The sequence below is a fragment of the Spongiactinospora rosea genome, from assembly GCF_003315795.1.
Classification (GTDB): domain Bacteria; phylum Actinomycetota; class Actinomycetes; order Streptosporangiales; family Streptosporangiaceae; genus Spongiactinospora; species Spongiactinospora rosea.
Map to the genome: position 1 here is coordinate 96,524 of NZ_QMEY01000025.1, position 23,480 is coordinate 120,003.

20 protein-coding genes are annotated in these 23,480 nt (G+C 72.1%); 8 read left to right on the plus strand and 12 right to left on the minus strand.

All coding sequences use genetic code 11. The features are described 5' to 3' along the window. Nucleotide 1 precedes the first annotated feature (1 nt). Nucleotides 2-1,183, plus strand: a complete 1,182-nt coding sequence (locus tag DP939_RS36960; protein WP_225878724.1) for a DUF418 domain-containing protein — start codon at nt 2-4, stop codon at nt 1,181-1,183. Here the strand turns inward: DP939_RS36960 and DP939_RS36965 are convergent. The 7 genes from DP939_RS36965 to DP939_RS36995 all read right to left on the minus strand — a co-directional run bounded on the left by DP939_RS36965 (nt 1,111) and on the right by DP939_RS36995 (nt 8,941). Beyond that, nucleotides 1,111-3,099 (minus strand): hypothetical protein, encoded by a 1,989-nt coding sequence (locus tag DP939_RS36965; RefSeq protein WP_113985475.1) that lies wholly within the window; start codon nt 3,097-3,099, stop codon nt 1,111-1,113. The two genes, DP939_RS36960 and DP939_RS36965, sit on opposite strands and share 73 nt — an antisense overlap. 258 nt (nt 3,100-3,357) lie before the next feature. Next, a complete protein-coding gene (locus tag DP939_RS36970; protein WP_113985476.1) occupies nt 3,358-4,302 on the minus strand; it encodes an acyl-ACP desaturase in 945 nt (314 codons plus the stop codon). Nucleotides 4,303-4,390: 88 nt separating this feature from the next. Then, the gene (locus tag DP939_RS36975; RefSeq protein ID WP_113985477.1) at nt 4,391-4,993 is read right to left on the minus strand and encodes a DUF998 domain-containing protein; all 603 of its coding nucleotides are present in this window, start codon (nt 4,991-4,993) and stop codon (nt 4,391-4,393) included. An 83-nt stretch (nt 4,994-5,076) separates the two neighbouring features. Continuing rightward, nucleotides 5,077-6,318 (minus strand): glycosyltransferase, encoded by a 1,242-nt coding sequence (locus DP939_RS36980; RefSeq protein WP_404828622.1) that lies wholly within the window; start codon nt 6,316-6,318, stop codon nt 5,077-5,079. 15 nt (nt 6,319-6,333) lie between these two features. Beyond that, complete coding sequence (locus tag DP939_RS36985) at nt 6,334-7,143, minus strand: DMT family transporter (protein WP_113985478.1); 810 nt, start codon at nt 7,141-7,143, stop codon at nt 6,334-6,336. 248 nt (nt 7,144-7,391) lie between these two features. Beyond that, the gene (locus DP939_RS36990) at nt 7,392-8,045 is read right to left on the minus strand and encodes a DedA family protein (RefSeq protein WP_113985479.1); all 654 of its coding nucleotides are present in this window, start codon (nt 8,043-8,045) and stop codon (nt 7,392-7,394) included. 233 nt (nt 8,046-8,278) lie between these two features. Then, a complete protein-coding gene (locus DP939_RS36995; RefSeq protein ID WP_113985480.1) occupies nt 8,279-8,941 on the minus strand; it encodes a VC0807 family protein in 663 nt (220 codons plus the stop codon). 281 nt (nt 8,942-9,222) lie between these two features. Between DP939_RS36995 and DP939_RS37000 the strand changes: the two genes are divergently transcribed. Further along, nucleotides 9,223-9,639, plus strand: coding sequence for a luciferase family protein (locus tag DP939_RS37000; RefSeq protein ID WP_113985481.1), 417 nt, complete (start codon nt 9,223-9,225; stop codon nt 9,637-9,639). Here the strand turns inward: DP939_RS37000 and leuE are convergent. After that, nucleotides 9,572-10,240 carry a leucine efflux protein LeuE gene (gene leuE, locus DP939_RS37005; RefSeq protein WP_113985482.1) on the minus strand — a complete coding sequence of 223 codons (669 nt, stop codon included), beginning with the start codon at nt 10,238-10,240 and terminating at the stop codon, nt 9,572-9,574. The two genes, DP939_RS37000 and leuE, sit on opposite strands and share 68 nt — an antisense overlap. A 297-nt stretch (nt 10,241-10,537) precedes the next feature. On the opposite strand from leuE, the gene DP939_RS37010 reads away from it, so the two are divergent. From DP939_RS37010 to DP939_RS37035, 6 genes are all read left to right on the plus strand, one after another. Further along, nucleotides 10,538-12,379: a cellulose binding domain-containing protein gene (locus DP939_RS37010; protein WP_225878725.1), complete on the plus strand. Its 1,842-nt coding sequence runs from the start codon at nt 10,538-10,540 to the stop codon at nt 12,377-12,379. 22 nt (nt 12,380-12,401) lie between these two features. Next, the gene (locus DP939_RS37015) at nt 12,402-12,671 is read left to right on the plus strand and encodes a carbohydrate-binding protein (protein ID WP_113985483.1); all 270 of its coding nucleotides are present in this window, start codon (nt 12,402-12,404) and stop codon (nt 12,669-12,671) included. Nucleotides 12,672-12,787: 116 nt separating this feature from the next. Beyond that, nucleotides 12,788-14,632, plus strand: coding sequence for a chitinase (locus DP939_RS37020; protein WP_113985484.1), 1,845 nt, complete (start codon nt 12,788-12,790; stop codon nt 14,630-14,632). 239 nt (nt 14,633-14,871) lie between these two features. Continuing rightward, the gene (locus DP939_RS37025) at nt 14,872-15,270 is read left to right on the plus strand and encodes a phage holin family protein (RefSeq protein WP_113985485.1); all 399 of its coding nucleotides are present in this window, start codon (nt 14,872-14,874) and stop codon (nt 15,268-15,270) included. Then, nucleotides 15,267-16,739, plus strand: coding sequence for a DUF3618 domain-containing protein (locus tag DP939_RS37030; RefSeq protein ID WP_113985486.1), 1,473 nt, complete (start codon nt 15,267-15,269; stop codon nt 16,737-16,739). Before DP939_RS37025 ends, DP939_RS37030 begins: the two co-directional genes overlap by 4 nt. Before the next feature lie 12 nt (nt 16,740-16,751). Beyond that, a complete protein-coding gene (locus tag DP939_RS37035; protein WP_113985487.1) occupies nt 16,752-17,006 on the plus strand; it encodes a DUF4235 domain-containing protein in 255 nt (84 codons plus the stop codon). A gap of 3 nt (nt 17,007-17,009) precedes the next feature. On the opposite strand, the gene narI is transcribed toward DP939_RS37035, so the two are convergent. The 4 genes from narI to DP939_RS37055 are packed head-to-tail and all read right to left on the minus strand — an operon-like array spanning nt 17,010 to nt 23,477. Continuing rightward, nucleotides 17,010-17,738 carry a respiratory nitrate reductase subunit gamma gene (narI, locus tag DP939_RS37040; RefSeq protein ID WP_113985488.1) on the minus strand — a complete coding sequence of 243 codons (729 nt, stop codon included), beginning with the start codon at nt 17,736-17,738 and terminating at the stop codon, nt 17,010-17,012. Then, nucleotides 17,735-18,289 (minus strand): nitrate reductase molybdenum cofactor assembly chaperone, encoded by a 555-nt coding sequence (narJ, locus tag DP939_RS37045; RefSeq protein ID WP_113985489.1) that lies wholly within the window; start codon nt 18,287-18,289, stop codon nt 17,735-17,737. Before narJ ends, narI begins: the two co-directional genes overlap by 4 nt. Nucleotides 18,290-18,333: 44 nt before the next feature. Next, entirely contained in the window at nt 18,334-19,914 is a 1,581-nt protein-coding gene (gene narH, locus DP939_RS37050; protein WP_113985490.1) for a nitrate reductase subunit beta, read from the minus strand. Then, nucleotides 19,911-23,477: a nitrate reductase subunit alpha gene (locus tag DP939_RS37055; RefSeq protein WP_225878726.1), complete on the minus strand. Its 3,567-nt coding sequence runs from the start codon at nt 23,475-23,477 to the stop codon at nt 19,911-19,913. The genes narH and DP939_RS37055 overlap by 4 nt, the downstream gene beginning before the upstream one ends. Nucleotides 23,478-23,480 lie beyond the last annotated feature (3 nt).

A 23,480-nucleotide genomic window follows, 5' to 3' on the forward strand; every position in this document is an offset into this window, starting at 1 on the left:
CATGAGGCGAATCGAGGCGCTCGACGTCCTGCGCGGCGTGGCGATCATGGGGACGCTGGGCACCAACATCTGGCTGTTCACCGCTCCGGGCGGGCCCGGCGCGGGGATCGGGTCCGGCGCGGAGCCGGTGGAGACCTTCCTGCGGTTCCTGGCCAACGGGAAGTTCCTCGGGCTGCTGACCCTGCTCTTCGGCGTGGGACTGGAACTGCAATATCGTTCCGCGCTGCGGCGCGGCGTCCGCTGGCCCGGCTGGTACCTGTGGCGGGCGGCGCTGCTGCTCGCCGAAGGGCTGCTGCACTATGTGCTGATCTTCGAGTTCGACGTGCTGATGGGGTACGCGGTCACCTCGGTGCTGGTGGCCTACCTGATCGGGCGCAGCGACCGGGCGGTGCGCGCCTGGATGATCGCGCTGGGCGCCCTGCACGCGGTCGCGGCGGCGCTGATCACGTACGCCCTGTTCAACGTGGATTCCCAGATCGGCGGGCCGGTCACGCCGCTGTACACCGAGGGGTCCTGGCTCGACCAGGTCGCCGCCCGGCTCCAGCTCATGCCGATCTACCGGGCCGAGTCGATCTTCATCATCCCGATGGCCACGGTGCTGTTCCTGGCCGGTTCGCGGCTCACCCGGGCGGGCGTCTTCGAGTCCTCGGCGCGCGGCGCGCGGCTGCGCACGCGGCTCATGGTCATCGGGCTCGGGGTGGCGCTGCCGCTCAACGCGGTCACCGCGTTCGCCGATCCCGCCTGGTTCTTCGTGGACCGGTACGTGCTGCCGCCGTTCGTCGCCCTCGGGCTGCTCGGGCTGGTCACCGCCGTCGTCGCCCGGATGCGCGGTACGGCCGGGCCGCTCAGGAGGGGCCTGACCGGCGTCGGCCGCACCGCGCTGTCCTGCTACGTGTTCCAGAACCTGGTGGCCTCGGTGATCTGCTACGGCTGGGGGCTCGGCCTGGCCGCCAGGTTCGCCGACCTGCGCCCGTGGTGGGTGATCGGCGCGTGGGCCGGGATCTGCGCGCTGTTCATGGCGCTGTCCGCGCTGTGGCTGCGCTCCTTCGACCGGGGCCCGCTGGAGCTGGTCTGGCAGTGGGCCTACCGCCTGCCCCAGCGGGGACGCGCTCAGGTGGCCGGGTCCGCCGAGCAGGGCTCGCCGCCGCAGACGTCGACGACCTCCCCGACCTTGAGGAAGTGACCCTTCTGGGCCCGCGCCTCACGGTCGTTGCGCGGGTCGGAATGGGGGTCGCGGCCGTACTCGGGGCCGCTCGGCGGGGTGTTGGCGGTGGGTGGCGCGGGGGTGCCGCTGTCCCAGACCACCAGGGCCGAGCCCCGGTACGGCCCGCGCGGCAGCGACCCGATCCCCCAGTACGGCACGACGTCCGGACTGCGCCCGCCGGCGACGGCGGGCCGGTGGATCCGCGCCCCGATCGTCCGCGCCGCCACCTCGGCGGTCACCGGGGCGACCTGGTGGTCGCCGAACGCCACGTGCATGAGCACCCGGTGGCGGGGCGTACCGGGCAGCGGGTCGCGGCCGAGGTGGTGGGCGTAGCCGTTGGTCTCGGCGCGGTCCCACAGCATCTGCATCAGCGCGAAGCAGACCTGCCGGGTGAGCGGGTCAGGGTAGGAGCGCTCCATCAGCGGCCGGAAGGGCGCGAAGGCCACGCTGCGGTCGAGCAGCGTGGAGTAGTTCATCCCGGTGACGCCGAGCACCGCGTTGCGCACGTCGGGGGAGAGCGCGACCAGCGCGCCCCCGGCGATGCCGCCCTGGCTGTTGCCGTCGTAGCCGAGCGCCGCCCGGTGGTCGATCAGCGGACCGCCCCGCTCGTCCTGGAACGCGGGATGCCCGGCCAGGCCGTCCGGGGTGACCATGGCCCGGCCCAGCGCGATGAAGCCGAGCAGGCTCTGCTGGAGCCGGTCGGGCACGGTGCCGAACGTGCTCAGATCGCCGAACACCGCCGCCACGTGCGGGATGTCCTCCTCCGACATGCCGATCCAGCGGGTGGCGCAGAACACCAGGTGGTGCTCGGCCGCCATCGCCCTGACGTGGCCCGCGCGGACCTCGGCGTCCCTGCCGAGCAGGCCGTGGCCGTACAGGGCGGGCGGCGCGGGACGGCGGGCGGCCGCCGACCTCGGGATCACGCAGGTGAAACCGGCCCGTACGGAGTCGCCGAGCGGGCGGGGCAGCCCATCGGGGCCGCGGTTGAGGTTCGATCCGGGTGGGCCGCCGGGCCTGTTGAGGTAGTTCGGCACCAGGACCTCGCCGGTGACCTCGCGCGCCACCTGCGGGTCCTGCTCGGGGGTGAGGTCGGTGACCGAGGTGACGGTGAACTCCGGAGACCGGCCGCCCAGCCCGCGCAGCGTCTCGTCGCGCATCCGCAGCGCCGGTCCGGCGATGCCCTGCTCACTGGCCACGGTGAAGTCCCACGCCAGGTACAGGCCGCGGGTGGCGACCCCGGCCGAGCGCAGGTCGGCCAGCGTACGGCGCAGCGCGCGCTGCCTCGCGGCCAGCGGATCGCCCGCAGGCAGGGCGGAGCCGGCCAGCCGGGTGAAGACCTCGGGGGCGGGCAGGACGCGGCTCTCCGCGTCTCTCAGGGCCCGCAGGGCCACCGCGTAGCGGTGCCCCTCCCGCAGATTCCGGGCCGGGCGGACGATGAGCGCCCGGCGGTCCGGCCCGGGGGCGTTGGCGTCGGTCTCGGCCCAGTACGGCACGCGCTCGCCGGTACGGGTGTCCACGAGTACGATCGGCGCGTCCCGGCGCAGCGAGCGCCCCACGTCGGTCACCGGCGCGGCGCCCGTCGCGGCGAGGTCGAGCCCCGGCACATGGGCCAGCAGCATGGAACCCGGTGAGAACCCGTCGGCGAGGTTCCACAGCGCGGGGTCGATCGGGGTCCCCGCGGCGTTGCGCGGCATGGCCGCGGCGTCGAAGGCCACCCTGCGGCCGGTCGGCGTCTTGGCGGGGGTGGTGAACCAGTCGTTGGGTAAGGGCAGCAGGCACTCGGTGCCCGCCAGGGGGTCGCATCCGGATGCCGGAGCGGAGTGCGCGAGGGCGGGGGGTGTCACCAGCGACGTCCCGGCCAGCGCGAGGATCGTCAACGCGATACGCAGGCGCACGGAGGTTCCTCCTACCGGTCGCACCGCCGGAGGGGCGGTGTGATCGGTAGCAGATCGCATGCCGGCGAGATGGTCAACGGCCCATGCCAGGAGGGTCCCGTCCGGGGCCTCGGCACGGTCACCGGTTTCGTGTCACCGGTTCCGGCCCGCCATGGCGTCGGCGGGGTGGTGCTGCGGCGGACGTGGGGGCCGTGACTCTCGGGGGAGGGCCGGGGCGTCCGCCGCGGTGGTCGTCGGGGGTGGTCGTCCGGGGCGGGGTCAGCGGCGGCCGGCGGCCCTGGCGGCAGCGGCGGCGCGCTTGGCCTCGCGGCGCTCAACGAAGCGCGAGGCGGTCGTGTCGAGCCTCTCCAGGAACGAGGCCAGCTCCTCGCGGGCCTTCTCGCCCTCCGCGCCGAGCCCGCTCTTGTCGAACACCGCCCACTGGCGCAGCACCGGCATGAGCACGTCGTCGTGGTGCAGGCGCAGGTCGTAGATGCCCTCGTGGGCGATCACCATCGCCCTGCGGGCGAAGCCGGGAAGGTCGGAGCCCGGCATCTGGAAGGTGGTGACGACGTCGGTGACCGCCCGCATGGTCTGGTCGGGGTCCAGCTCGAACGCGGCGGCCAGCAGGTTGCGGTAGAAGAGCATGTGGAGGTTCTCGTCGGCGGCGATCCGGGCGAGCAGCCGCTCGCAGACGGGGTCTCCGGTCGCCTTGCCGGTGTTGCGGTGCGAGATGCGCGTCGCCAGCTCCTGGAACGACACGTACGCGAGCTGCTGGAGCATCGTGCCGTACTCGGTGGTGAAGCCGCTGTTCATGTGCGCCATCCGCTCGCGCTCCAGCGCCACCGGATCGACCGCCCTGGTGACGGTCAGATAGTCGCGCAGCGCGGTGCCGTGCCGGTCCTCTTCGGCGGTCCACCGGTGCACCCAGGTCCCCCACGCGCCGTCCCTGCCGAAGGTGGTGGCGATCTCGTGGTGGTAGCTGGGCAGGTTGTCCTCGGTGAGCAGATTGACGATCAACGAGATCCTGGCCGCCTCCGGCAGTTTGGAGTCGGCCTCGGTCCACGCCTCGCCGCCGAGGACGCCGTCGAAGGTGCGCCCCTCGCTCCACGGCACGTACTCGTGCGGGAACCACTCCTTGGCGACGCCCAGATGTCTGTCCAGCTCCCCGGCCACGACCGGCTCCAGCTCATGCAGCAATTCGGTCTGGGTCCACTGACGCATACCCGCTCCCTATGGCGATCTACGCTAACGTAACCTACGTTAGCGTAGCTTTCTGCGGGTTCCGATTTGCCCCCTCCTGACCGGACGCTTACCGACGCTCCCCAAGGTGCGGGATGGCCATGGCGATCAGGAAGAGCGTCGCCATCACTGTGACCAGCAGCACCCGCTGGAGCAGGCCGTAATAGGCCGTCCCGTTGATCATGTCCGACACGAACGAGCCGGGGTGCGCGGCCAGGAAGGCCGCGAGCAGGCCGGTGCACCACACGGCCGCCACGCGCAGGTGGCGCAGCCGCGCGCCGCCCCTGGCGAGCATCCAGGCCGCGCACGGCACGCCGGTGAAGACCACGGCCGAGGACCAGCGGTGGATCTCCCCGCCCATGGAGCTGACGCCCGGAGTCGGGTCGGTGGGGAAGATGGCGCTGAGCAACAGGCCCAGGGCGGCGAACGTGAGCAGCACCCGGGTCGCCGCGCTGCGCGCGGGGGCCGTCTGGGCGAGCCCATAGGTGGTCCACAGGCAGCTCATCGCCAGCAGCAGGGTGCCGGCGAGCACCGTGCCCCTGGTGGCGTCGTTCAGCGCGTAGTCGCTGATCAGGCCGCTGAGCGGGCTGACGCCCACCGACGGCGTGAGGTGGGTGTAGGCCATCGCGATCAGGGCCAGCACCGGCCCGGCGGCGGCCGGCCACGACCACATGCGGGCGGACGGGGCCGACGAGGCGGACGGGGCGTCCCGCACCTTTCGCGGTGCGGGAGAGGCGGATGACGTGGGCAATGCGCTCAACGGGTCACACTCGCGTAGATCTGCTCGAATCTTGCCAATGAGGATTGGTGGTCGTGGGTCATCGCGATCGCCCGGCTGGCCCGGCCCATCTCCGCGCGCATCGCGTCGTCGGTCAGCAGCTCGGTCAGGTGCGCGCCCAGTGCGTGTACGTCGCCGGGCTGGAACAGGAAGCCGTTCTGGCCGGGGATCGCCAGGTGCGGCAGGGCCATCGCGTCGGCCGCCACCACCGGCAGCCCGGTGGCCATCGCCTCGAGGGTCGCGATGCTCTGCAGCTCGGCGATGCTCGGCATGGCGAAGACGTCGGCCGCCGCGAACGTCTGCGGCATCGCCTGGTCCGGTACGAAGCCCAGGAAGCGCACCCGGTCGCCGACCCCGATCCGGGCGGCCAGCCGCTCCAGGTGCTCGCGCCGGTTGCCCCGCCCGACGAACGCGATCTGCGCGTCGGTCGCGTTGAGCACGAACGGCAGCGCCCGCACCAGGTCGTCCAGCCGCTTCTCCTCGTCCAGGCGGCCCACGAACAGGATCGTCGGGCGCTCCGGCAGGCTGATCGACTTTCGCGCCCAGGACTTGGGCTCGGCGAACGGATGGAACCGGGTCAGGTCGATGCCGCAGGAGACCGGCTCCACCTCGCCGGAGAAGCCCTGCCGGGACAGCAGCTCGGCGGCGATCCTGGTCGGGGTGGTGACGCGGTCGGCGCGGGAGAAGATCCGGTTGAGGTCGCGCCAGGCGATCCGGCCCACCCGGCCGCGCAGCTTCGCGGGGATGTGCGCGAACTGGAAGAGGTTGTCCGGCATGAAGTGGTTGGTGGCGACCACCGGCACCCCGGCGCGGCGGGCCGCCCCGATGGCCGCCCGGCCCACCACGAAGTGGCCCTGGGCGTGGACCACGTCGGGCCGCAGCTCGGCGACCAGGCGATCCAGGCGGCGCGGGAGCGACACCCGCATGGTGGGGTGGACCGGCAGCGGGGCCGAACGCAGCCGGTGTTCCCAGGTGCCGTCCACGGCCAGTCTGGCCGCCGGGCCCTCGGTGGACGGGCACGCGATGTGCACCTCGTTGCCCCGCTCGGCCAGGCCGGTCGCCAGCCGGCCGGTGAAGTAGGAGGTGCCGTTCACGTCGGGCGGGTAGGTGTCGGTGGCGATCAGCACGCGCAGCGGCCGCGCCGGGGCGGACCCGGCGCCCGGCTGGGCGGACTGGGCGGCGGTCCGCGCGTTCATGTCGGCGGGCAAGGGAAGGGCCATCTCGATCTCCAAGGGTCAGTGGGACAGGGGGGTGGTACGGGCCAGGGCGACGGTGCCCACACAGGCGAGCCCCGCCGCGCCGACCGCGACGGCCACGCCGCCGGGCCCGACCGGAAGGGGTTCGCCGAGCAGCAGGGCGCCGAAGGCCACGGCGGTCAGCGGGTCGGCCACCTGGAGCGAGGCGAAGGACACCCCGAAGTGGCCCACCGAGTAGGCGCGTTGCAGCAGCATCAGCGCGACGATCGCGGGCACCGGGATCAGCAGGATGAGCCAGATCTCCCAGGTGCCCTTCACCAGGACGCGGGTGAGCGTGGCGGTCGCCCCGTAGAGGACCCCCGAACCGGCGGCGAGCAGGCCCGCGCGCAGGGACGGCGCGGCGACCCTGGAGCCCGCCCACAGCAGCAGCGCGGCGATCCCGGTGACCGTCAGCAGGGTCGCGGTCTCGCTGCCGTTGAGCGTCGGGGCGTTCCAGGCCGGCGGGACGATCAGCACCAGCCCGGCCAGCCCGGCGCTCACCGTCGCGGCGGCCAGGATCTCGGCGCCCGCGGGCCTGCGGCCCATCAGAGCGGCCGAGATGGGCAGCGCGAACAGCAGGCTCGCCACGCCCATCGGCTGGACCACGGTGAGCGGCCCGAGGCTGAGCGCGACGATGTGCAGCCCGCCTCCGGTGATGATCGACAGGCCGCCGAGCAGCCACCGGGGGCGGCGGGCGAGCCGCAGCAGCGCATGCTCGGACGTACGGACGGCCTCGACCTGCTGCAGCGCGGCGCCGAGTGCGAAGAACAGGGCGCCGAACAGGGCAACACCGGCGGCGACCACGGTCATGCGCACTCCTTTCACCTGCATGAAGACATGGCGAGATGGCCGGGACGCCTCACATGGGCGTCCGGTTACGAACATTTGGCGGACTTGCCGTCACCGAGTCGGGTGTCACATGCCACCGCCCGTGATGAAATGCTCACTCTCAGCGTCGCGGATCGGCACGCGTCAAGCCATAGGGGACAACCCTGAAACCTCTGGGAAATCCCTGAGGGCCGCCCCGGGGGTGATCTCTGACGGCCCTGGGGGAGCGGTCAGCCCTGCGGCCTCGTCAGCTCGGCCTCGGGCTCGCCCTTCAGGTCCTTCGCGGTGTTCTTGCGCTTGCGGACATAGCGGGTGACCTCCACCACGACGGTGATGGAGAGCGCGATCCCCAGGCCGAGCAGCAGGCCCTTGAAGGGGTCGTTCTCGAAGGCCATGCCGCCCAGGTAGCCGATCAGCACCGAGTAGATCGCCCAGGAGCCCGCGGCCAGCGAGTCGAAGAAGGAGAACGAGCGCAGCGGGTAGCCGACGGTGCCCATGCTGATGGTGGTCGCGGTACGCCCGCCGGGGATGTAGCGGGCCACCACGAGCACCAGCCCGCCCCGCTCGGCCAGCGCGCGTTCCGCCCAGTCGAACGCCTTGGCCCGCGCGGTGCCCGGCCGTAGCCGTGCGCGTAGCCGTGCGCCCCCGGTACGCCCGATGAAGTAGGAGATATGGTCCCCGGCGAACGCGCCCAGCATGGCCGCCACCGCCACCCCGAAGACGTTGGGCTCCCCGGCGACGGCGAAGACGCCCGCGGTGATGATCGCCGTTTCGCTCGGCACCGCGGGGAAGAAGCCGTCGATCATCGCCACGGCGAACAGCGCGACATAGACCCATGGTGAGGTCATCACCTGGTGGAGGATGTCGAGGATGGCATCAGACATGGTCAGCAGGTCTCCGGGTCGTGGGCGGATCGGGCACCACTAGAACCTTCTCGCGGCGGGGTGCCCGGGGCCATCAGGGATCACCCCCTAATGGCCGGGCGGCATCCCCGACACAGGGTCAGGGAATCCCCGATAGAGACGCTACGTACCCGTGCCCGCCCGCGCATCGCCCCTTCGTCCGCGGCTTCTCGTACTTCTCTAAGACTTTTGGATGATGTGGCGGAAGCGGTCCGTCATGTGGTGATCGCGGCCTTGGGCGTCTCATGGTGCAGCCGGCGCAGCAGACGGCGGAAGGCGTGCACCGAGACCCAGATGGCGGTGCCGCTGATCGCCGCGACGATGGCCGTGCGCACCAGCAGGTAGTCGGCCACCGACTGCTCGGGCAACTGCTCCCTGACCAGCAGCCAGATGCTCACGGTGGAGTTGGCCAGCAGCACGAAGGCCCACAGCAGGGTGATCCTGGCGAAGAACCGCCTGACCCGCTCGTGCCTGAGCACGGCGGAGGGCAGGTGGATGTAGTCGAGCGTGAGCTTCTGCACCAGTGGCCTGCGCAGCCGGACCGAGGCCAGGAAGACCATGCTGACGCAGATCGTGCCGACCTCGGGCTGCAGGAAGTAGACGACGGGGCTGCCGGTCCACAGCGCGAGCAGCGCCCTGCCGGTGATCGCGATGGCGGCCACGATCATGGTGGCCGGTACCGGCCTGCGGCGGATCAGCCGCCAGATCACCCCCGCGTACACCCACGCCGTCGCGGCGGCCAGCGCGCCGGTGAAGCCCAGCAGCGCCAGCGCCGCGTAGAAGACGGCCAGCGGGGCGACGACGCCTTCCAGGAGCCGGGGCGCGGCCTGCCGCGCGAGCGACGTCAGGCGGGGCAGGGTGACGTGGGGGTGGGTCAAGGGTCGCTCCGTAGGTCGGCCCGCGCGGCGGCGGCATGGGCCCGGGGACTACCCGGAGAGCCCGCGGTCAGGCATCCCGGAAGATCTCGCCGGGGTTACGGCAGGATAACGTTATAGCGCGGGAAGCGCATCGGTCGCCAACGGTACCCGACCGGAACCGGTCGCACCGCGAGTCCCAGCAAACCCATATGGGTCCACGAAAATGTGGCGTTTCGCTGCACGTATAACGGTTCGGAAACGGACGCTATCCGGATGGCCGCAAGTCCGGGAACATTCGGTTCATGGCCGTGCTCGCCCGTGCCGACGGCACCCCGCCCGAGTACGCGGCGTCGGTGGCCGCGCGGCTCACCGCATGGTCCGATCTCACCCCGAAGCGCACCTGGCGCGGGCTCGAATTCCGGGTGAACGGCAGGCGGATCGTCCGGATGAGCAAAGGCCGCACCGCCGAATTACGGCTGACCGCCCCGGTGATCGACCGCTGGGAGTCCGTGCTGACCGGATGCGAGCAGGTGAGCACCGGCGAGCGGGACGGCTGGATCACCGTGCGCATCGCCAACCGCAACGACGCGGAGTTGTTCCTGGCGCTGGTCAGCGTGGCGCTCAAGGCCACGCTCAACTGCTCGGCGGCGGCTAGCCGAGGCTCGAAGTGGCGAGCCGTGCGCCGAATGCGACGAACACCGCGCCCACCCCGGCCGTGAGCCCGGCCGCCAGCCTGCGCCTGCGCCGGAACTGCGCCGACAGGAAGGTGCCGCTGAAGATCAGCATGGACAGGTACAGCACGCTGAAGAACTGGCAGATCGCGCCCAGGACCAAGAAGGACAGCGCGGGCGTGCCGTAGGCCGGGTCCACGAACTGGATGAAGAACGACACGAAGAACAAGATCGCCTTCGGGTTGAGCAGGCTGATCGCGAACGCCTTGGCGAACGGCCGGTGGGCCGGTTCGCGGACGGGCCCTTCCGGGGCCGTGCCGTCCCGGCCGCCCCGGCCGCCCCGGCCGCGCCAGGCGGCCCAGGCCGAGCGCACCATCGCGAGCCCGATCCAGGCGAGGTAGCCCGCCCCGGCGTACTTCACGACCGCGAACAGCACCGGGGTGGACCGCAGCAGCGAGGCGACCCCCGCCGCGGCCAGCACCATCAGCACCGTGTCCCCGAGGAAGACGCCGCACGCGGCCCGGTAGCCGGCCCGCACGCCGCGCTGGGCGGCGGTGGTGAGCACGAACACCGAGTTGGGGCCGGGCAGCAGGATGACCAGGAACGCGCCGACGACGTAAGTCCAGATGTCGGTGATGCCGAGGAACACCGGATTAGGGTAACGCCTCCCTGGTATTTACGGCTTCAGTGGATCGCGCCAACTGTCCGTAATCTCCGGTCTCACCGCACGTTCCACTCCGTTTTGGGCCTTGTAAGGCGGAGGAGTCAGAGCTACGATCCCTCTAACTCTTAGGAAACTTTCCTAAAAGATAGCCCGTGACCAGTGAAGTCGGCGAGAACACAGCCGTTCGACGCGACCCGCTTCCCGCGCACCACGCGCATTCACGCACCCCCCACCATGCTGCCTTCATCCCCCAAGCACGCTCCACACACACGCTGAGGCTCCATGCGAAACACGCGCACTCTCATTTCGGTCGCCATCGCGGTGCTCATGGCCGCGACCTCCTTGCTGCTCACGTCCGGCCCGGCGGCGGCCGCCGCCGCCACGGCCACGTTCACCAAGACGGCGAGCTGGGGATCCGGTTTCGAGGGCCGGTTCACGATCTCCAACGGCGGTACCACCGCGCTCAACGGGTGGGAGATCGCCGTGGACATGCCCTCCGGTGCCGCGATCAGTTCCTCCTGGGACGCGCTGATGTCCAGGAACGGGCAGCGGTACGTGTTCAAGAACGTCGGGTGGAACGGCAACCTCGCCCCCGGCGCCACGGTCAACTTCGGCTTCATCGGCACACCGGGCACGGCCGAGCCGTCCAACTGCACGCTCAACGGCAACCCCTGCGGCGACGCCCAGGTACCCGTACCGGGCAAGCCGGGCGCGCCCACGGTGAGCAGCGCGAGCGGCGACTCCCTCTCCCTCTCCTGGGGGGCGTCCTCCGGCACCGTGACCGGCTACCGCGTCTACGAGGGCACGGCGGTCAGGGCGACGGTCAGCGGCACCAGCACCACCATCGGCTCGCTGGGCTCCTGCGAGTCGCACACCTACACCGTCAAGGCGTACAACGCCTCGGGCGAGTCCCCGGCCAGCGAGCCGGTCACCGGCACCACGGCCGGCTGCACCGGCGGCGTGCCGGGCAAGGTCGGCACGGTCACCGTCAGCGACCTCACCTACACCAGCGCCGTGCTGAAGTGGCCCGCCGCCTCGGGCACGGTCACCGGCTACCGCGTCTACCAGGGCGCCACCCTCAAGGCCACCGTGCAGACCACGACCGCCACCCTCAGCGACCTGACCCCCTGCGCCACCCACACCTACACCGTCAAGGGGTACAACGACAACGGTGAGGGCCCGGCCAGCGACTCGGTCCCGGTGGTCACCCGATGCGACACCGGCCCGCTGCCCAAGCACTTCCTCACCGGCTACTGGCACAACTTCGTCAACCCGGCCGTGGAGATGAAGCTCGGGGCCACGCCCAACGAGTACGACCTGATCGCCGTGGCCTTCGCCGAGGCGACCTCCAGCCCCGGACGGCTGGACTTCAAGCTCGACCCCGCGCTCGCCACCGCAGTCGGCGGCTACACCGAGGCCGAGTTCAAGGCCGACATCGCGTCCCTGCACGCCAGGGGCAAGAAGGTCATCCTGTCCGTCGGCGGCGAGCTGGGCCGGGTCCAGGTAGGCAGCGGCCAAGCGGCCACCGCGTTCGCCGACAGCGCCTACGCCCTGATGCAGGAGTACGGCTTCGACGGCGTGGACATCGACCTGGAGAACGGCCTCAACGCCACCTACATGGCCCAGGCCCTGCGCCAGCTCCGCGCCAAGGCGGGCAGCGACCTGATCATCACGATGGCCCCGCAGACCATCGACATGCAGTCGACCGGCATGGGCTACTTCCAGCTCGCGCTGTCCATCAAGGACATCCTCACGGTCGTCAACATGCAGTACTACAACTCCGGCTCGATGCTCGGCTGCGACAAGAACGCGGCCTACAGCCAGGGCACCGTCAACTTCATGACCGCGCTGGCCTGCATCCAGCTGGAGAACGGCCTGCGGCCCGACCAGGTCGCCCTCGGCCTGCCCGCGGGCGCGGGCGCGGCCGGCGGCGGCGTGGTCCAGCCGTCGATGGTCAACCAGGCCCTGACCTGCCTGGCCCGCGGCACCAACTGCGGCAGCTTCGTGCCGCCGCGCACGTACCCCGGCATCCGGGGCGCGATGACCTGGTCCATCAACTGGGACGCCTCGCACAACTGGAGCTTCTCCAAGACGGTGAAACCGCACCTCGCAACCCTGCCCTAAGGGATACAGAGGAGACATCCCCATGAAGATCCGGCACACGGCACTCTCGTTGCTCACGGGCATCGCCCTCGCGGGCGGCGCGTACTTCGCGACCGCCGCCCCCGCGGGCGCAGTCGTCCAGGCGGGCGCGGTGGTCCACCCCTCCTACGAGGAATGGACGCCCGGAAAGTACTACCAGCCGCCGTTCTGCAGGATCATCTATGGCGGTGTCGAATATGAGTGCACGGCGGCGCACATGGCATGGCCGGGCTTCGAGCCGCCGAACGTGCCCGCGCTGTGGAGGCGTGTCTGACCTTGCCCGACCGGCGGCGGTAGCCCTCCGCCGCCCTCCGTAAGCCGGTACGGCTCGCGCCCGGTCCCCCCAACGGGCGCGGGCCGTACCCATTCCCCCCGCGAAGAGGTTCCCCGATGAGGTCGAGTCCGAGACCCCGCATCACCCGTCTCCTGGCGGCGCTCGCCGTACTGGCCGCCGGAGCCGGCACGCTGGCCGCCCCCGGCCCCGCCACCGCCGCCGCCAACATCGTCACCAACCCGGGTTTCGAGTCGGGGCTGGCGGGCTGGACCTGCTCGGCCGCCTCCGGCGCCCAGGCCGTCTCCTCACCGGTCCACGGCGGCGCGGCGGCGCTCCAGGCCACCGCCGCGGGCCCCGACGTCGCGCGCTGTGAGCAGAAGATCAGCGTCAAGCCGTCCTCGTCGTACACGCTGTCGGCGTGGGTGCGCGGCGGCTACGTCTTCCTCGGCGCGACCGGCACCGGCACCACGGACGTGAGCACCTGGGCCTCCTCGTCCTCGGCCTACACCCAGCTCAGCCGTACCTTCACCACCGGCGCCTCCACCACCTCGGTCACCGTCTACCTCAACAGCTGGTACGGCCAGGGCGCCTACCAGGCCGACGACATCGTGCTGGACGGCCCGCCCGGCGACGGCGGCCCGGTGGACACCGAGCCCCCGACCGTCCCCGGCGGCCTCACCGTCGGCGGCGCGACCGCCAGCTCCCTGGCGCTGAGCTGGACCGCCTCCACCGACAACTCCGGCACCGTCGCCCGCTACGAGGTCTCGCGGGACAACGCCGCCCCGGTCGGCGCGGGAGCGGGCACCTCCTACACCGCGACCGGCCTGGCCGCCAAGACCACCTACGGCTTCCGCGTGCGCGCCTGCGACACCGCGGGCAACTGCTCGGCGTACGGTCCCTCGGTGAGCGGCACCACCAAGGAGGGCGGCGGCAACGACGGGCAGCTCCCCAAGCGGGTGCTGGTCGGCTACCTGCATGCGTCGTTCGCCAACGGTTCGGGATACATACGCATGCGCGACGTCCCCGCCGAATGGGACATCATCAACCTCGCCTTCGGCGAGCCCACCTCGGTGACCTCCGGTGACATCCGCTTCCGGCAGTGCCCGGTCGCCGAGTGCGCCAACGTCGAGTCCGAGGAGGAGTTCATCGCGGGCATCCGCGAGAAGCAGGCCGCGGGCAAGAAGGTGCTGATCTCCATCGGCGGCCAGAACGGCCAGGTCCAGCTCACCAGCGCCGCCGCCCGCGACAAGTTCGTGCAGTCGGTCTCGGCCATCATCGACAAGTACGGCCTGAACGGGCTCGACATCGACTTCGAGGGCCACTCCCTCTACTTCAACCGGGGCGACACCGACTTCAAGAACCCCACCACCCCGGTGATCGTCAACCTGATCTCGGCGCTGAAGACCCTCAAGGCCCGCTACGGCGCGAGGTTCGTGCTCACCATGGCCCCGGAGACGTTCTTCGTGCAGCTCGGCTACCAGTTCTACGGCGGGGGCCAGACCGGCGCCGACAGCCGGGCCGGGTCGTACCTGCCGGTCATCTACGCCATGCGCGACGACCTCACGCTGCTGCACGTCCAGGACTACAACTCCGGGCCCATTACCGGCCTGGACAACCAGTACCACACCATGGGCACCCACGACTTCCACGTGGCGATGACCGACATGCTGCTCGCCGGGTTCCCGGTGGCGGGCGGCGGCGGCACGTTCCCGCCGCTGCGCCAGGACCAGGTGGCGTTCGGCCTGCCCGCCGCGCAGTACGCGGGCAACGGTTACACCACCGTCGCCGAGGTGCAGAAGGCCGTGGACTGCCTGGCCCGCGGCAGCAACTGCGGCTCCTACCGCCCGCGCGGGGTGTACCCCGGGCTGCGCGGCCTGATGACCTGGTCGATCAACTGGGACAAGTACAACAACTTCGAGTTCTCCAAGAACCACCGCAGGCACCTCGACTCCCTCCCGTAGGGCCTGCCTGGCGCGGCTCCACACCCCTGGGGCCGCGCCGCCGAAGTCCCGCCGTGTCCCCGCGCCGCCTCCCTTCCCGGCGCGGGGCCGGCGTTCTTCATTTCACCGGACTTTCCGCCGCCGTCCGCGCCCGCCCGAAGCCCCCTGCGGGTGCGCCGGGGTTTAGCCCGCACGCTGGGGGAACGGGCAGTTACCAGGCGTCCGAGCCACCGGCAGGATCGGCAGGGGGTTGATCGGCCATGACGACGGTGCAGCAGCAGCAGCCGACCGGCGAGCTGGTCAAGCAGGCCGCCCAGCAGGTCTCCGACCTGATGCGCGCGGAGCTGCGGCTGGCGGTCGCCGAGATCAAGGACAAGGGCCGCAGCGCCGGGATCGGCGCCGGGATGATCAGCGGCGCGGGCGTGGCCGCCCTGTACGGCGGCGCGGTGCTGCTGGCCGCGCTCGTCGCGGCGCTCGCGCTGGCGCTGCCGGTGTGGGCGGCGGCGCTGATCGTGGCGGTGGTGCTGTTCATCGTCGCGGGCGTGCTCGGACTGCTCGGCCGCGACCGGGTGAACCGGGCGTCGCCGCCGCTGCCCAGCCAGGCGATGCGGACCACCAGGCAGGATGTCGCGGAGATCAAAGCGAGGGCACACCGATGACCTCAGACAAGTCGCACCGCGCACGCCGGACGGAGACGCCCGAACAGTTGCGCGCCGAGATCGCACACGCCCGGGAGAACCTGGGAGAGACCGTGGCGGCACTGGCCGCCAAGGTCGACGTCAAGTCCAGGGCCAAGAACAAGGCCGGACGCGTGAAGGCCGGGGCCGCCGCCAAGGCCCAGCGGATGCTGCACACCACCAAGGACCGCGCGGAGGAGACGGGCGGCAGGGCCCGGGAGGGGGCCGACCGGATCGCCGAGGAGATCCGCCCGGACGAGGGGGCCGGCGTGTCGGAGGGCGCGGGCACCGGGCTCACCGAGCCGGTCGTGGGGCGTGAAACGCGTACGACCGGGCGGCGGGCCACGCCGATCCTGGCGTTCACGGCGGGCGCGGCGGTGGCCGCGGCGATCGTCTGGGCCGGCCGCAGCCGCCAGACCGCCGCCGGGCGCCGTACGCCGGGGCGCAGGCGCATCCTCGCCTCCCGCACCCGGGGCATGGGCGCGCTCGGCCGCGCCATGGAATCCGGAGGAATCACCCGCGCCCGGAGCACCGGCATGCTGCACCGCGCCAGGAAGGCCACCGTCATCGGCCGCACCCGGGGCGGCGGCCTGATGGGCCGGGCCAAGGAGGCCGCGGCCATCGGACGTGCCAGGGGCACGGGAACGCTGAGCCGGGCCCGGACCGCCGCGATGATCGCCGGCGCGACCGGCATGGGCGCGCTCGGCCGCGCCCGCGGCGACGGCATGCGACGCCGGGCCGAGAAGGCCACCGTCATCGGCAAGGCCCGGGGGGCCGGGTTGATGGGCCGGGGCAAGGAGGCCACGGCCATCGGACGTGCCAGGGGCACGGGGATGGTGGACCGTACGAAGGAGGCCGCCGTCATCGGCAAGGCCCGGGGGGCCGGGTTGATGGGCCGGGGCAAGGAGGCCGCCGCCGTCGGTCGTGCCAGGGGCGCGGGGATGGCGGACCGTACGCAGGAGGCCATGGCGGCCGGTCGTGCCAAGGGCGCCGGGATGGCCGGACGGATGAAGGAGACCGGGGAGACCGGCCGGGCGCGGGGGATCGGCGCCTGGGAACGTACGAAGGAGGCGGGGGCGATGGGAACCGGAACCACGACACGGGTCAAGCCGGCCAGGCCCAGGGGACGCGCCAGGGGCGCGGGGTACATGGCCAGGCCGAAGCGGCGGACCACCCGCGGCGGGCCGATGGGCCGGAGGTCCCGCAGGCGGAACCAGAGCGGCGGGGGAGGGATGCCGGCCATCGTCGCCGCGACCCTGGTCGCGCTGATCGGCAAGGCCCTCATCGGCCGCATGCGCCACCGCCGCCACGCCGAGCACGACTTCGGCCCGGTGATCCACGAGACGACCTACGAGCCCCGCGCCGCACGCCACCGCCGCAGGCACCGCCGCGGCCCGGCGCCGGAGCAGCAGACGTCCGGCCCGTGGAGCCGGCCGCCCGCCGTGGGCTGAGAGGCCATCGCCATGATGGGCAAACTGTTCTCCGCGCTCGCCGGAATGGCCAGTGGCCTGGTCTCCGGTCTGCTGTTCAAGCAGGTGTGGAAGCTGACCGCCGGGGAGTCCGACGCCCCGGCGGCGGCCGACCTGGACCGGCGGTGGCGCGAGGTGATGATCGCCGCCGCCGTCCAGGGGGCGATCTTCGGCCTGGTCAAGGCCGCCACCCAGCGGGCCGCCGCGCGGTCGGCCCACCCCAGGCGGCCCCACCCGGGCGCGGCCTGAGCGCTACCAGCCGCGCGGCGCGCGCCGGGTGAGCGGCGGCCCGCCCGCCGTCGCCGAACGCGAGCGGTAGACGATGTAGGGCCGGAACGGATAGGTCAGCGGTGCGGCGAACGCGTGCACCAGCCGGGTGAACGGGAAGATCGCGAACAGCAGCATGCCGATCGCCGTGTGCAGCTTGTACGGCCAGGGCGCGGCCGAGATCGCCGCCGCGTCCGGCTGGAACACGAAGATCCCGCGAAACCACGGCGAGACCGTGTGCCGATAGTCGTGCTCACCGAACGCGCTGGTCAGCAGTGTGGTGAGCAGCCCGGCCAGGATGGCGGCGGTGAGCACGACGTACATCGCCTTGTCGTTGCGGGTGGTGGCCATGAACACCGGCCCGGTCGTACGCCTGCGGTAGATCAGCAGCGCGATGCCCGCCAGCGTGCAGATGCCCGCGATGGCGCCGACCACCAGGGCCGACATGTGGTACGTCGCCTCGGTGATCCCCACCGCGCGGGTCCAGCGCTCGGGGACCAGCAGCCCCACCACGTGCCCCACGATCACGAACAGCAGCCCGAAGTGGAACACGGGGCTGGCGATGCGCAGCAGCTGGTGCTCGTACAGCTGCGACGAACGCGTGGTCCAGCCGAACCGGTCGTAGCGGAACCGCCACACCAGCCCCAGCACGAAGATCAGCAGCGTCGCGTACGGCGTCACGATCCACAGCGCCGTCTCGGTCCAGCCGTTCACGGCGTCACCCCCACCCGCTCGGCGGGCGGGCCGCTCGCGCGCAGCTCGGCGGCCCGCTCCCGCTCGCGTTTCGTCATCGGCGGCAGGGCCGCGCACACGGCGTCCACCACCCACGCGTACGGCGAGCCGCAGGCCCGAAGCGCCGCCCGCAGCAGCTCCAGGCCCGCCCGGTGCTCGCGCAGCACCGGCTCCCCGCCCGCCGGGTCCAGCGCCGCGAACTCCAGCACCACCGGCAGGAAGTCGGGCGGCTCGCCGCCGGTCAGCTCCCACCCGCGCGAGCGGTAGAGGACCTTCAGCCGGGCCAGCGATGCCCCCCGCCGCCGGGTGTCGCCGTCGGCGTAGTAGGTCAGGTAGAGGCAGCAGCGGCGGCGCAGGTCGAATGTGTCCACATAGTGGGCGGCCAGGGCCATCGGCGGCTGTGCGGCGGCGTGGCGGGCGAAGCGGCGCAGCGGGCGGCACAGCGGCGGCAGCGCCCGCACCCGCTCGGCGAACCCCTCGCCGGGGTAGCCGAGCAGCACCGACGCCGCCTGCCACCGCAGCCGGGCGTTCATCGCGCCTCTCATCGTGCCTCTCACCGTGCCTTTCATCGGGCCTTTCATCCGGCCCCCTTGCCGTCCCAGTTGAGCGGATCGGGGCCGATCGAGTCGCTGGTCTGGCGGCGGCGCAGGCCGTGGAAGCTCTCGATGGACACCGGCACCGGCCGCCCGGACGCCTCCCCGAACGCCCCGGATCCCATGCCCGGACCGCCGTCGTAGTCCAGGCTGCACCCGGTCTCCTCCACCGGCCCGCGCGCCTCGTAGGTGGTCGGGATCACGTAACGCTCGTCGTAGCGGGCCAGGGCCAGCAGCCGGTACATCCCCTCGATGTCGGCCGCGCTCAGCCCGCAGTCCGCGGCGATCGACGGATCGGGCTCCTCGCCCAGATTGACCGCGCGCATGTGCGAGCGCAGCGCGGCCAGCCTGCGCAGCGCCAGGCGTACCGGCTCCGGGTCGCCCGCCGTGAACAGCCCCGCCAGGTAGGAGACCGGGATGCGCAGCGCCTCGATCGCGCCGAACAGGTTGCCGCCGTCCTCGCCGTCGTGCCCGCTGCCCGCCACGGCGTCCACCACGGGCGAAAGCGGCGGGATGTACCAGACCATCGGCATCGTCCGGTACTCCGGATGCAGCGGCAGCGCCAGCCGCCAGCGCACGATCAGATCGCGGATCGGCGACCGCCGCGCCGCCTCCAGCCACGCCTCCGGGATGCCCGACTCCCGCGCCGCCGCGGCGACCTGCGCGTCCGAGGGGTCAAGGAACAGCGAGAGCTGCGCCCGGTACAGGTCCTGCTCGCGCGGCGCGGCCGCCGCCGCGGCCACCCGGTCGGCGTCGTACAGCAGCACCCCGAGGTAGCGCAGCCGCCCCACACACGTCTCGGAGCACACGGTCGGCAACCCAACCTCGACCCTCGGGAAGCAGAACGTGCACTTCTCCGCCTTGCCGGTCTTGTGGTTGAAATAGACCTTCTTGTACGGGCAGCCGGTCACGCACATCCGCCACCCCCGGCAGCGGTCCTGGTCCACCAGCACGATCCCGTCCTCCGAGCGCTTGTACAGCGCCCCCGACGGGCAGGAGGCCACGCACGACGGGTTGAGGCAGTGCTCGCAGATCCGCGGCAGGAAGAACATGAACGCCTGCTCGAACGAGAGCCGGACCTGCTCCGACACCTCCGCGAGCACCGGATCGGGCGAGGGGTCGCCGCCCAGGCTGTCGTCCCAGTTGGCGCCCCAGCGCACCGAGGTCGGCTCACCGGTGATCAGCGAGCGCGGCGCGGCCACCGGGCTGTGCTCCGACAGCGGCGCGGTGGTCAGCGTCTCGTAGTCGTAGGTCCAGGGCTCGTAGTAGTCCTGGATGGAGGGCATCAGCGGGTTGGCGAAGATGCCCAGCATCCGGCGCAGCCGCCCGCCCGCCTTCGGCCGCAGCCGGCCCTTGGCGTCCAGCTCCCAGCCGCCGCGCCAGCGCCGCTGGTCCTCGTACCGCCGGGGGTAGCCCTGACCCGGGCGGGTCTCCACGTTGTTGAACCAGACGTACTCCACCCCCGGCCGGTTGGTCCAGGTCTGTTTGCAGGTGACGGAACAGGTGTGACAGCCGATGCACTTGTCCAGGTTCATCACCATGGCGACCTGCGCCATCACCTTCATCGGTACCGCACCTCCTGCGAGCGGCGGCGGATCAGGGTGATCTCGTCGCGCTGGTTGCCGGTCGGGCCGAAGTAGTTGAAGCCGAAGCTGAGCTGGGCGTGGCCGCCGATCAGATGGGTGGGCTTGACCAGCAGCCTGGTCAGGGAGTTGTGGATGCCGCCGCGCCGCCCGTTGGCCTCGCTGAGCGGCACGTCCACCACGCGTTCCTGCACGTGGTACATGTAGACCGTGCCGCGCGGCATCTTCAGCGACACCACCGCCCTGGCCACCACCACGCCGTTGCGGTTGACCGCCTCCACCCACTCGTTGTCGGTCACCCCGATCGCCGCCGCGTCCCCCGGCGACATCCAGATCGTGGGCCCGCCCCTGGACAGCGTGAGCATCAGCAGGTTGTCCTGATACTCGGAGTGGATCGACCATTTGGAGTGCGGGGTCAGGTAGCGGACCAGCAGCCCGTCGGCCGAGCCCGCCTCGCCGAGCGCGGCCAGGTCGAGCGGCGGGCGGTAGATCGGCAGCGCCTCGCCGTACTCCCGCATCCACTCGTGGTCGAGGAAGAAGTGCATCCGGCCGGTGAGCGTGTGCCACGGCTTGCCGTCCTCGACGTTGACGGTGAACGGCGCGTACCGCCGGTCGTGCGCCTCCTTGCCCGACCACTCCGGGCTGGCCCCGACGGGCGCGGGACGCGCCTGCGTGTCGGCGAAGGTCACCCGCGTCTCGCGGGAGGCCAGCCCGCTCAGGTCGAGCCCGGTGCGCTCGCCGAGCTGGGCGAAGCCCTGCACGGCCAGCCGCCCGTTGGTGGTGCCGGACAGCGCGAGGATCGTCTCGCAGGCCGCCGCGTCGGTGTCCAGCAGCGGACGCCCGCGCGCCACCCCCTCGGCCGCGACCCCGTTGCGGCGGCCCAGCCAGGCGACCTCCTCGCCGGGCTGGAACGTCACCCCCTTGACCGGGATCCCGGCCCCCTCGGTGAGCGGCCCGAGCGCGGCCAGCTTGGCCGCCACGGCCCCGTAGTCGCGCTCCACGATGGTGAACCCGGCGCGCCCCCGGCCCTGCTCCCCATCGCCGAAACCCCCCAGCTCGCTGGGCGTGTCGTGCTGGTACGGCACCGCCACCACGTCCCTGCGCACGCCGAGCCGGTCGGCGGCCAGCTCGCTGAACGCCGCCGCGATGGCGTGGAAGGCGGCGAAGTCGGTGCGCGCCTGCCAGGGCGGGCTGATCGCCGGGCTGAACGCGTGCACGAACGGGTGCATGTCGGTGGAGGACAGGTCGTGCTTCTCGTACCAGGTGGCGGCGGGCAGCACGACGTCGGAGTAGAGCGTCGTCGAGGTCATCCGGAAGTCCAGCGACAGCAGCAGGTCCAGCTTGCCGCGCGGCGCGGTCTCGTCCGGCCCGGGCAGGCCGGACCCCGCGCCCAGCAGGTGCTCAAGGAAGTACTCGTTGCCCTTGCCCGAGGACCCGAGCACGTTGGCCCGCCACACGGTGAGCACCCTGGGCCAGTTGCGCGGGTCGTCGGGGTCGTCGCACGCGTAGCGCAGCCGCCCGGCGGCCAGCTCCGCCAGGGTGTACCCCACCGGGTCCTCGGCCGCGCCCAGGTCGAGCGGGTTGCGGTCGAACATCGGCGCCATCGGCATCCACGACGCGCGCACCGCCCGCCCGACCAGCTCGGCGGTGTGCCGCCCGGCGAACAGCCCGCGCGCCAGCGGCGAGGCGAGCCGCCCGGCGTCGAACAGGTCGTACCGCCACTGGTCGGTGTGCAGGTAGAAGTAGGGGGTGGCGGGGATCTGCCGGGGCGGCCTGGCCCAGTCCAGCGCGCCCGCCAGCAGCGACCACCCGGCGAACGGCCGGCACTTCTCCTGCCCCACGTAGTGCGCCCAGCCGCCGCCGTTGACGCCCTGGCAGCCGGTGAGCATCGGCAGCGCCAGAAAGGCCCGGTACATCGTGTCGCCGTGGAACCACTGGCACGTCCCCGCGCCCAGGATGATCATGCAGCGGCCGCCGGTCCGCTCGGCCGTCTCGGCGAACTCCCTGGCGATCCGCACGGCCCGCTCGGCGGGCACGCCGGTGATCGCCTCCTGCCAGGCCGGGGTGCACGGCTGGCCGGGGTCGTCGTACCCGGCGGGCCACACCCCGGGAAGCCCCGGCCTGGACACCCCGTACTGCGCCAGCAGCAGGTCGAAGACCGTGGTGACGGTGTGCGAGCCGACCTGGGTCACCGGAACGCCCCGGCGCAGCGCGGTGGGCTCGCCGTCGAAGCGGGGCAGCAGCACCTCGGCGGTGCGGGCGTGCTCGCCGTACAGGGAGAGCACCGGGTCGGTGGGCAGGTCGAGGTTCCAGCGGCCCTTGCCGGAATCCGTCCAGCGGAAACCGGCCGAACCGCCCGGCACCACCGGCCGCCCGCCCCGCCCCAGCAGCACGGTCTTGCACGCCGCGCCCTCCCCGTCGTCGCCCAGATCGGCCGCGGTGAGGAACCGGCCGGGCACGTAGCCGTCGCTCTCCCGGCGCAGCGTGACCAGGAACGGCAGGTCGGTGAACCGCTTGACGTAGTCGACGAAGCGCGGCGTCGGCCGGTCCACGAAGAACTCCCGCAGCACCACGTGCCCCATCGCCATGCCCAGCGCCCCGTCGGTGCCCGGCCGCGCGGGCAGCCACTCGTCGGCGAACTTGACGGCGTCGGAGTAGTCCGGGCTGATCACCACGACCTTCTGGCCCCGGTAGCGGGCCTCGGCCATGAAGTGCGCGTCGGGGGTGCGGGTGACCGGGACGTTGGAGCCCCACAGCAGCAGGTACGCCGCGTCGAACCAGTCGGCCGACTCCGGCACGTCGGTCTGGTCGCCGAACACCTGCGGGGAGGCCACCGGCAGGTCGGCGTACCAGTCGTAGAACGACAGCATCGCCCCGCCGAGCAGGGACACGAACCGGGCGCCCACCGCCTGGGAGACCATCGACATCGCGGGGATGGGGGAGAACCCGGCGATCCGGTCGGGGCCGTAGGCGGCGATCGTGTGGACGTGCGCGGCGGCGACGATCTCCACGGCCTCCTCCCAGGTGACGCGGATCAGCCCGCCCTTGCCCCTGGCCCGCTGGTAGCGGGCGCGTTTGTCAGGGTCGGTGGTGATCTCGGCCCAGGCCGCCACGGGGTCGCCCAGCCGGGCCTTGGCCTCGCGGTACATCTCGACCAGCACGCCCCTGGCGTAGGGGTAGCGGACCCGCGTGGGGGAGTAGGTGTACCAGGAGAAGGCCGCGCCGCGCGGGCAGCCGCGCGGCTCGTACTCCGGCCGGTCCGGGCCGACGCTCGGATAGTCGGTCTCTTGGGTCTCCCAGGTGATGATGCCGTCCTTGACGTAGACCTTCCACGAGCACGAACCCGTGCAGTTCACCCCATGGGTGGAGCGCACCACCTTGTCGTGGCTCCACCGGTCGCGGTAGAAGGCGTCGCCCTCCCGCCCGCCGGTCTTGAAGACGGTGTGCAGATCGGGGCTCGTCGTGGCCCTGGTGAAGAACCGGCCGGTGCGCACCAGCAGCTCCTCGATCGGACCGGCCTTCGGGTCTCCCTCGACATCCGCCACACA

What these genes read in the sequence shown, in the direction of transcription:
- DP939_RS36985 (WP_113985478.1), bottom strand. Translation starts at nt 7,143, where the DNA reads ATGACCGTGGTCGCCGCCGGTGTTGCCCTGTTCGGCGCCCTGTTCTTC.
- DP939_RS37025 (WP_113985485.1), top strand. Translation starts at nt 14,872, where the DNA reads ATGACGACGGTGCAGCAGCAGCAGCCGACCGGCGAGCTGGTCAAGCAG.
- DP939_RS36970 (WP_113985476.1), bottom strand. Translation starts at nt 4,302, where the DNA reads ATGCGTCAGTGGACCCAGACCGAATTGCTGCATGAGCTGGAGCCGGTC.
- DP939_RS36975 (WP_113985477.1), bottom strand. Translation starts at nt 4,993, where the DNA reads ATGTGGTCGTGGCCGGCCGCCGCCGGGCCGGTGCTGGCCCTGATCGCG.
- narH (WP_113985490.1), bottom strand. Translation starts at nt 19,914, where the DNA reads ATGAAGGTGATGGCGCAGGTCGCCATGGTGATGAACCTGGACAAGTGC.
- narJ (WP_113985489.1), bottom strand. Translation starts at nt 18,289, where the DNA reads ATGAACGCCCGGCTGCGGTGGCAGGCGGCGTCGGTGCTGCTCGGCTAC.
- DP939_RS36990 (WP_113985479.1), bottom strand. Translation starts at nt 8,045, where the DNA reads ATGTCTGATGCCATCCTCGACATCCTCCACCAGGTGATGACCTCACCA.
- DP939_RS36960 (WP_225878724.1), top strand. Translation starts at nt 2, where the DNA reads ATGAGGCGAATCGAGGCGCTCGACGTCCTGCGCGGCGTGGCGATCATG.
- DP939_RS37015 (WP_113985483.1), top strand. Translation starts at nt 12,402, where the DNA reads ATGAAGATCCGGCACACGGCACTCTCGTTGCTCACGGGCATCGCCCTC.
- DP939_RS37010 (WP_225878725.1), top strand. Translation starts at nt 10,538, where the DNA reads ATGCGAAACACGCGCACTCTCATTTCGGTCGCCATCGCGGTGCTCATG.
- DP939_RS37035 (WP_113985487.1), top strand. Translation starts at nt 16,752, where the DNA reads ATGATGGGCAAACTGTTCTCCGCGCTCGCCGGAATGGCCAGTGGCCTG.
- DP939_RS37000 (WP_113985481.1), top strand. Translation starts at nt 9,223, where the DNA reads ATGGCCGTGCTCGCCCGTGCCGACGGCACCCCGCCCGAGTACGCGGCG.
- DP939_RS36980 (WP_404828622.1), bottom strand. Translation starts at nt 6,318, where the DNA reads ATGGCCCTTCCCTTGCCCGCCGACATGAACGCGCGGACCGCCGCCCAG.
- DP939_RS37020 (WP_113985484.1), top strand. Translation starts at nt 12,788, where the DNA reads ATGAGGTCGAGTCCGAGACCCCGCATCACCCGTCTCCTGGCGGCGCTC.
- DP939_RS37030 (WP_113985486.1), top strand. Translation starts at nt 15,267, where the DNA reads ATGACCTCAGACAAGTCGCACCGCGCACGCCGGACGGAGACGCCCGAA.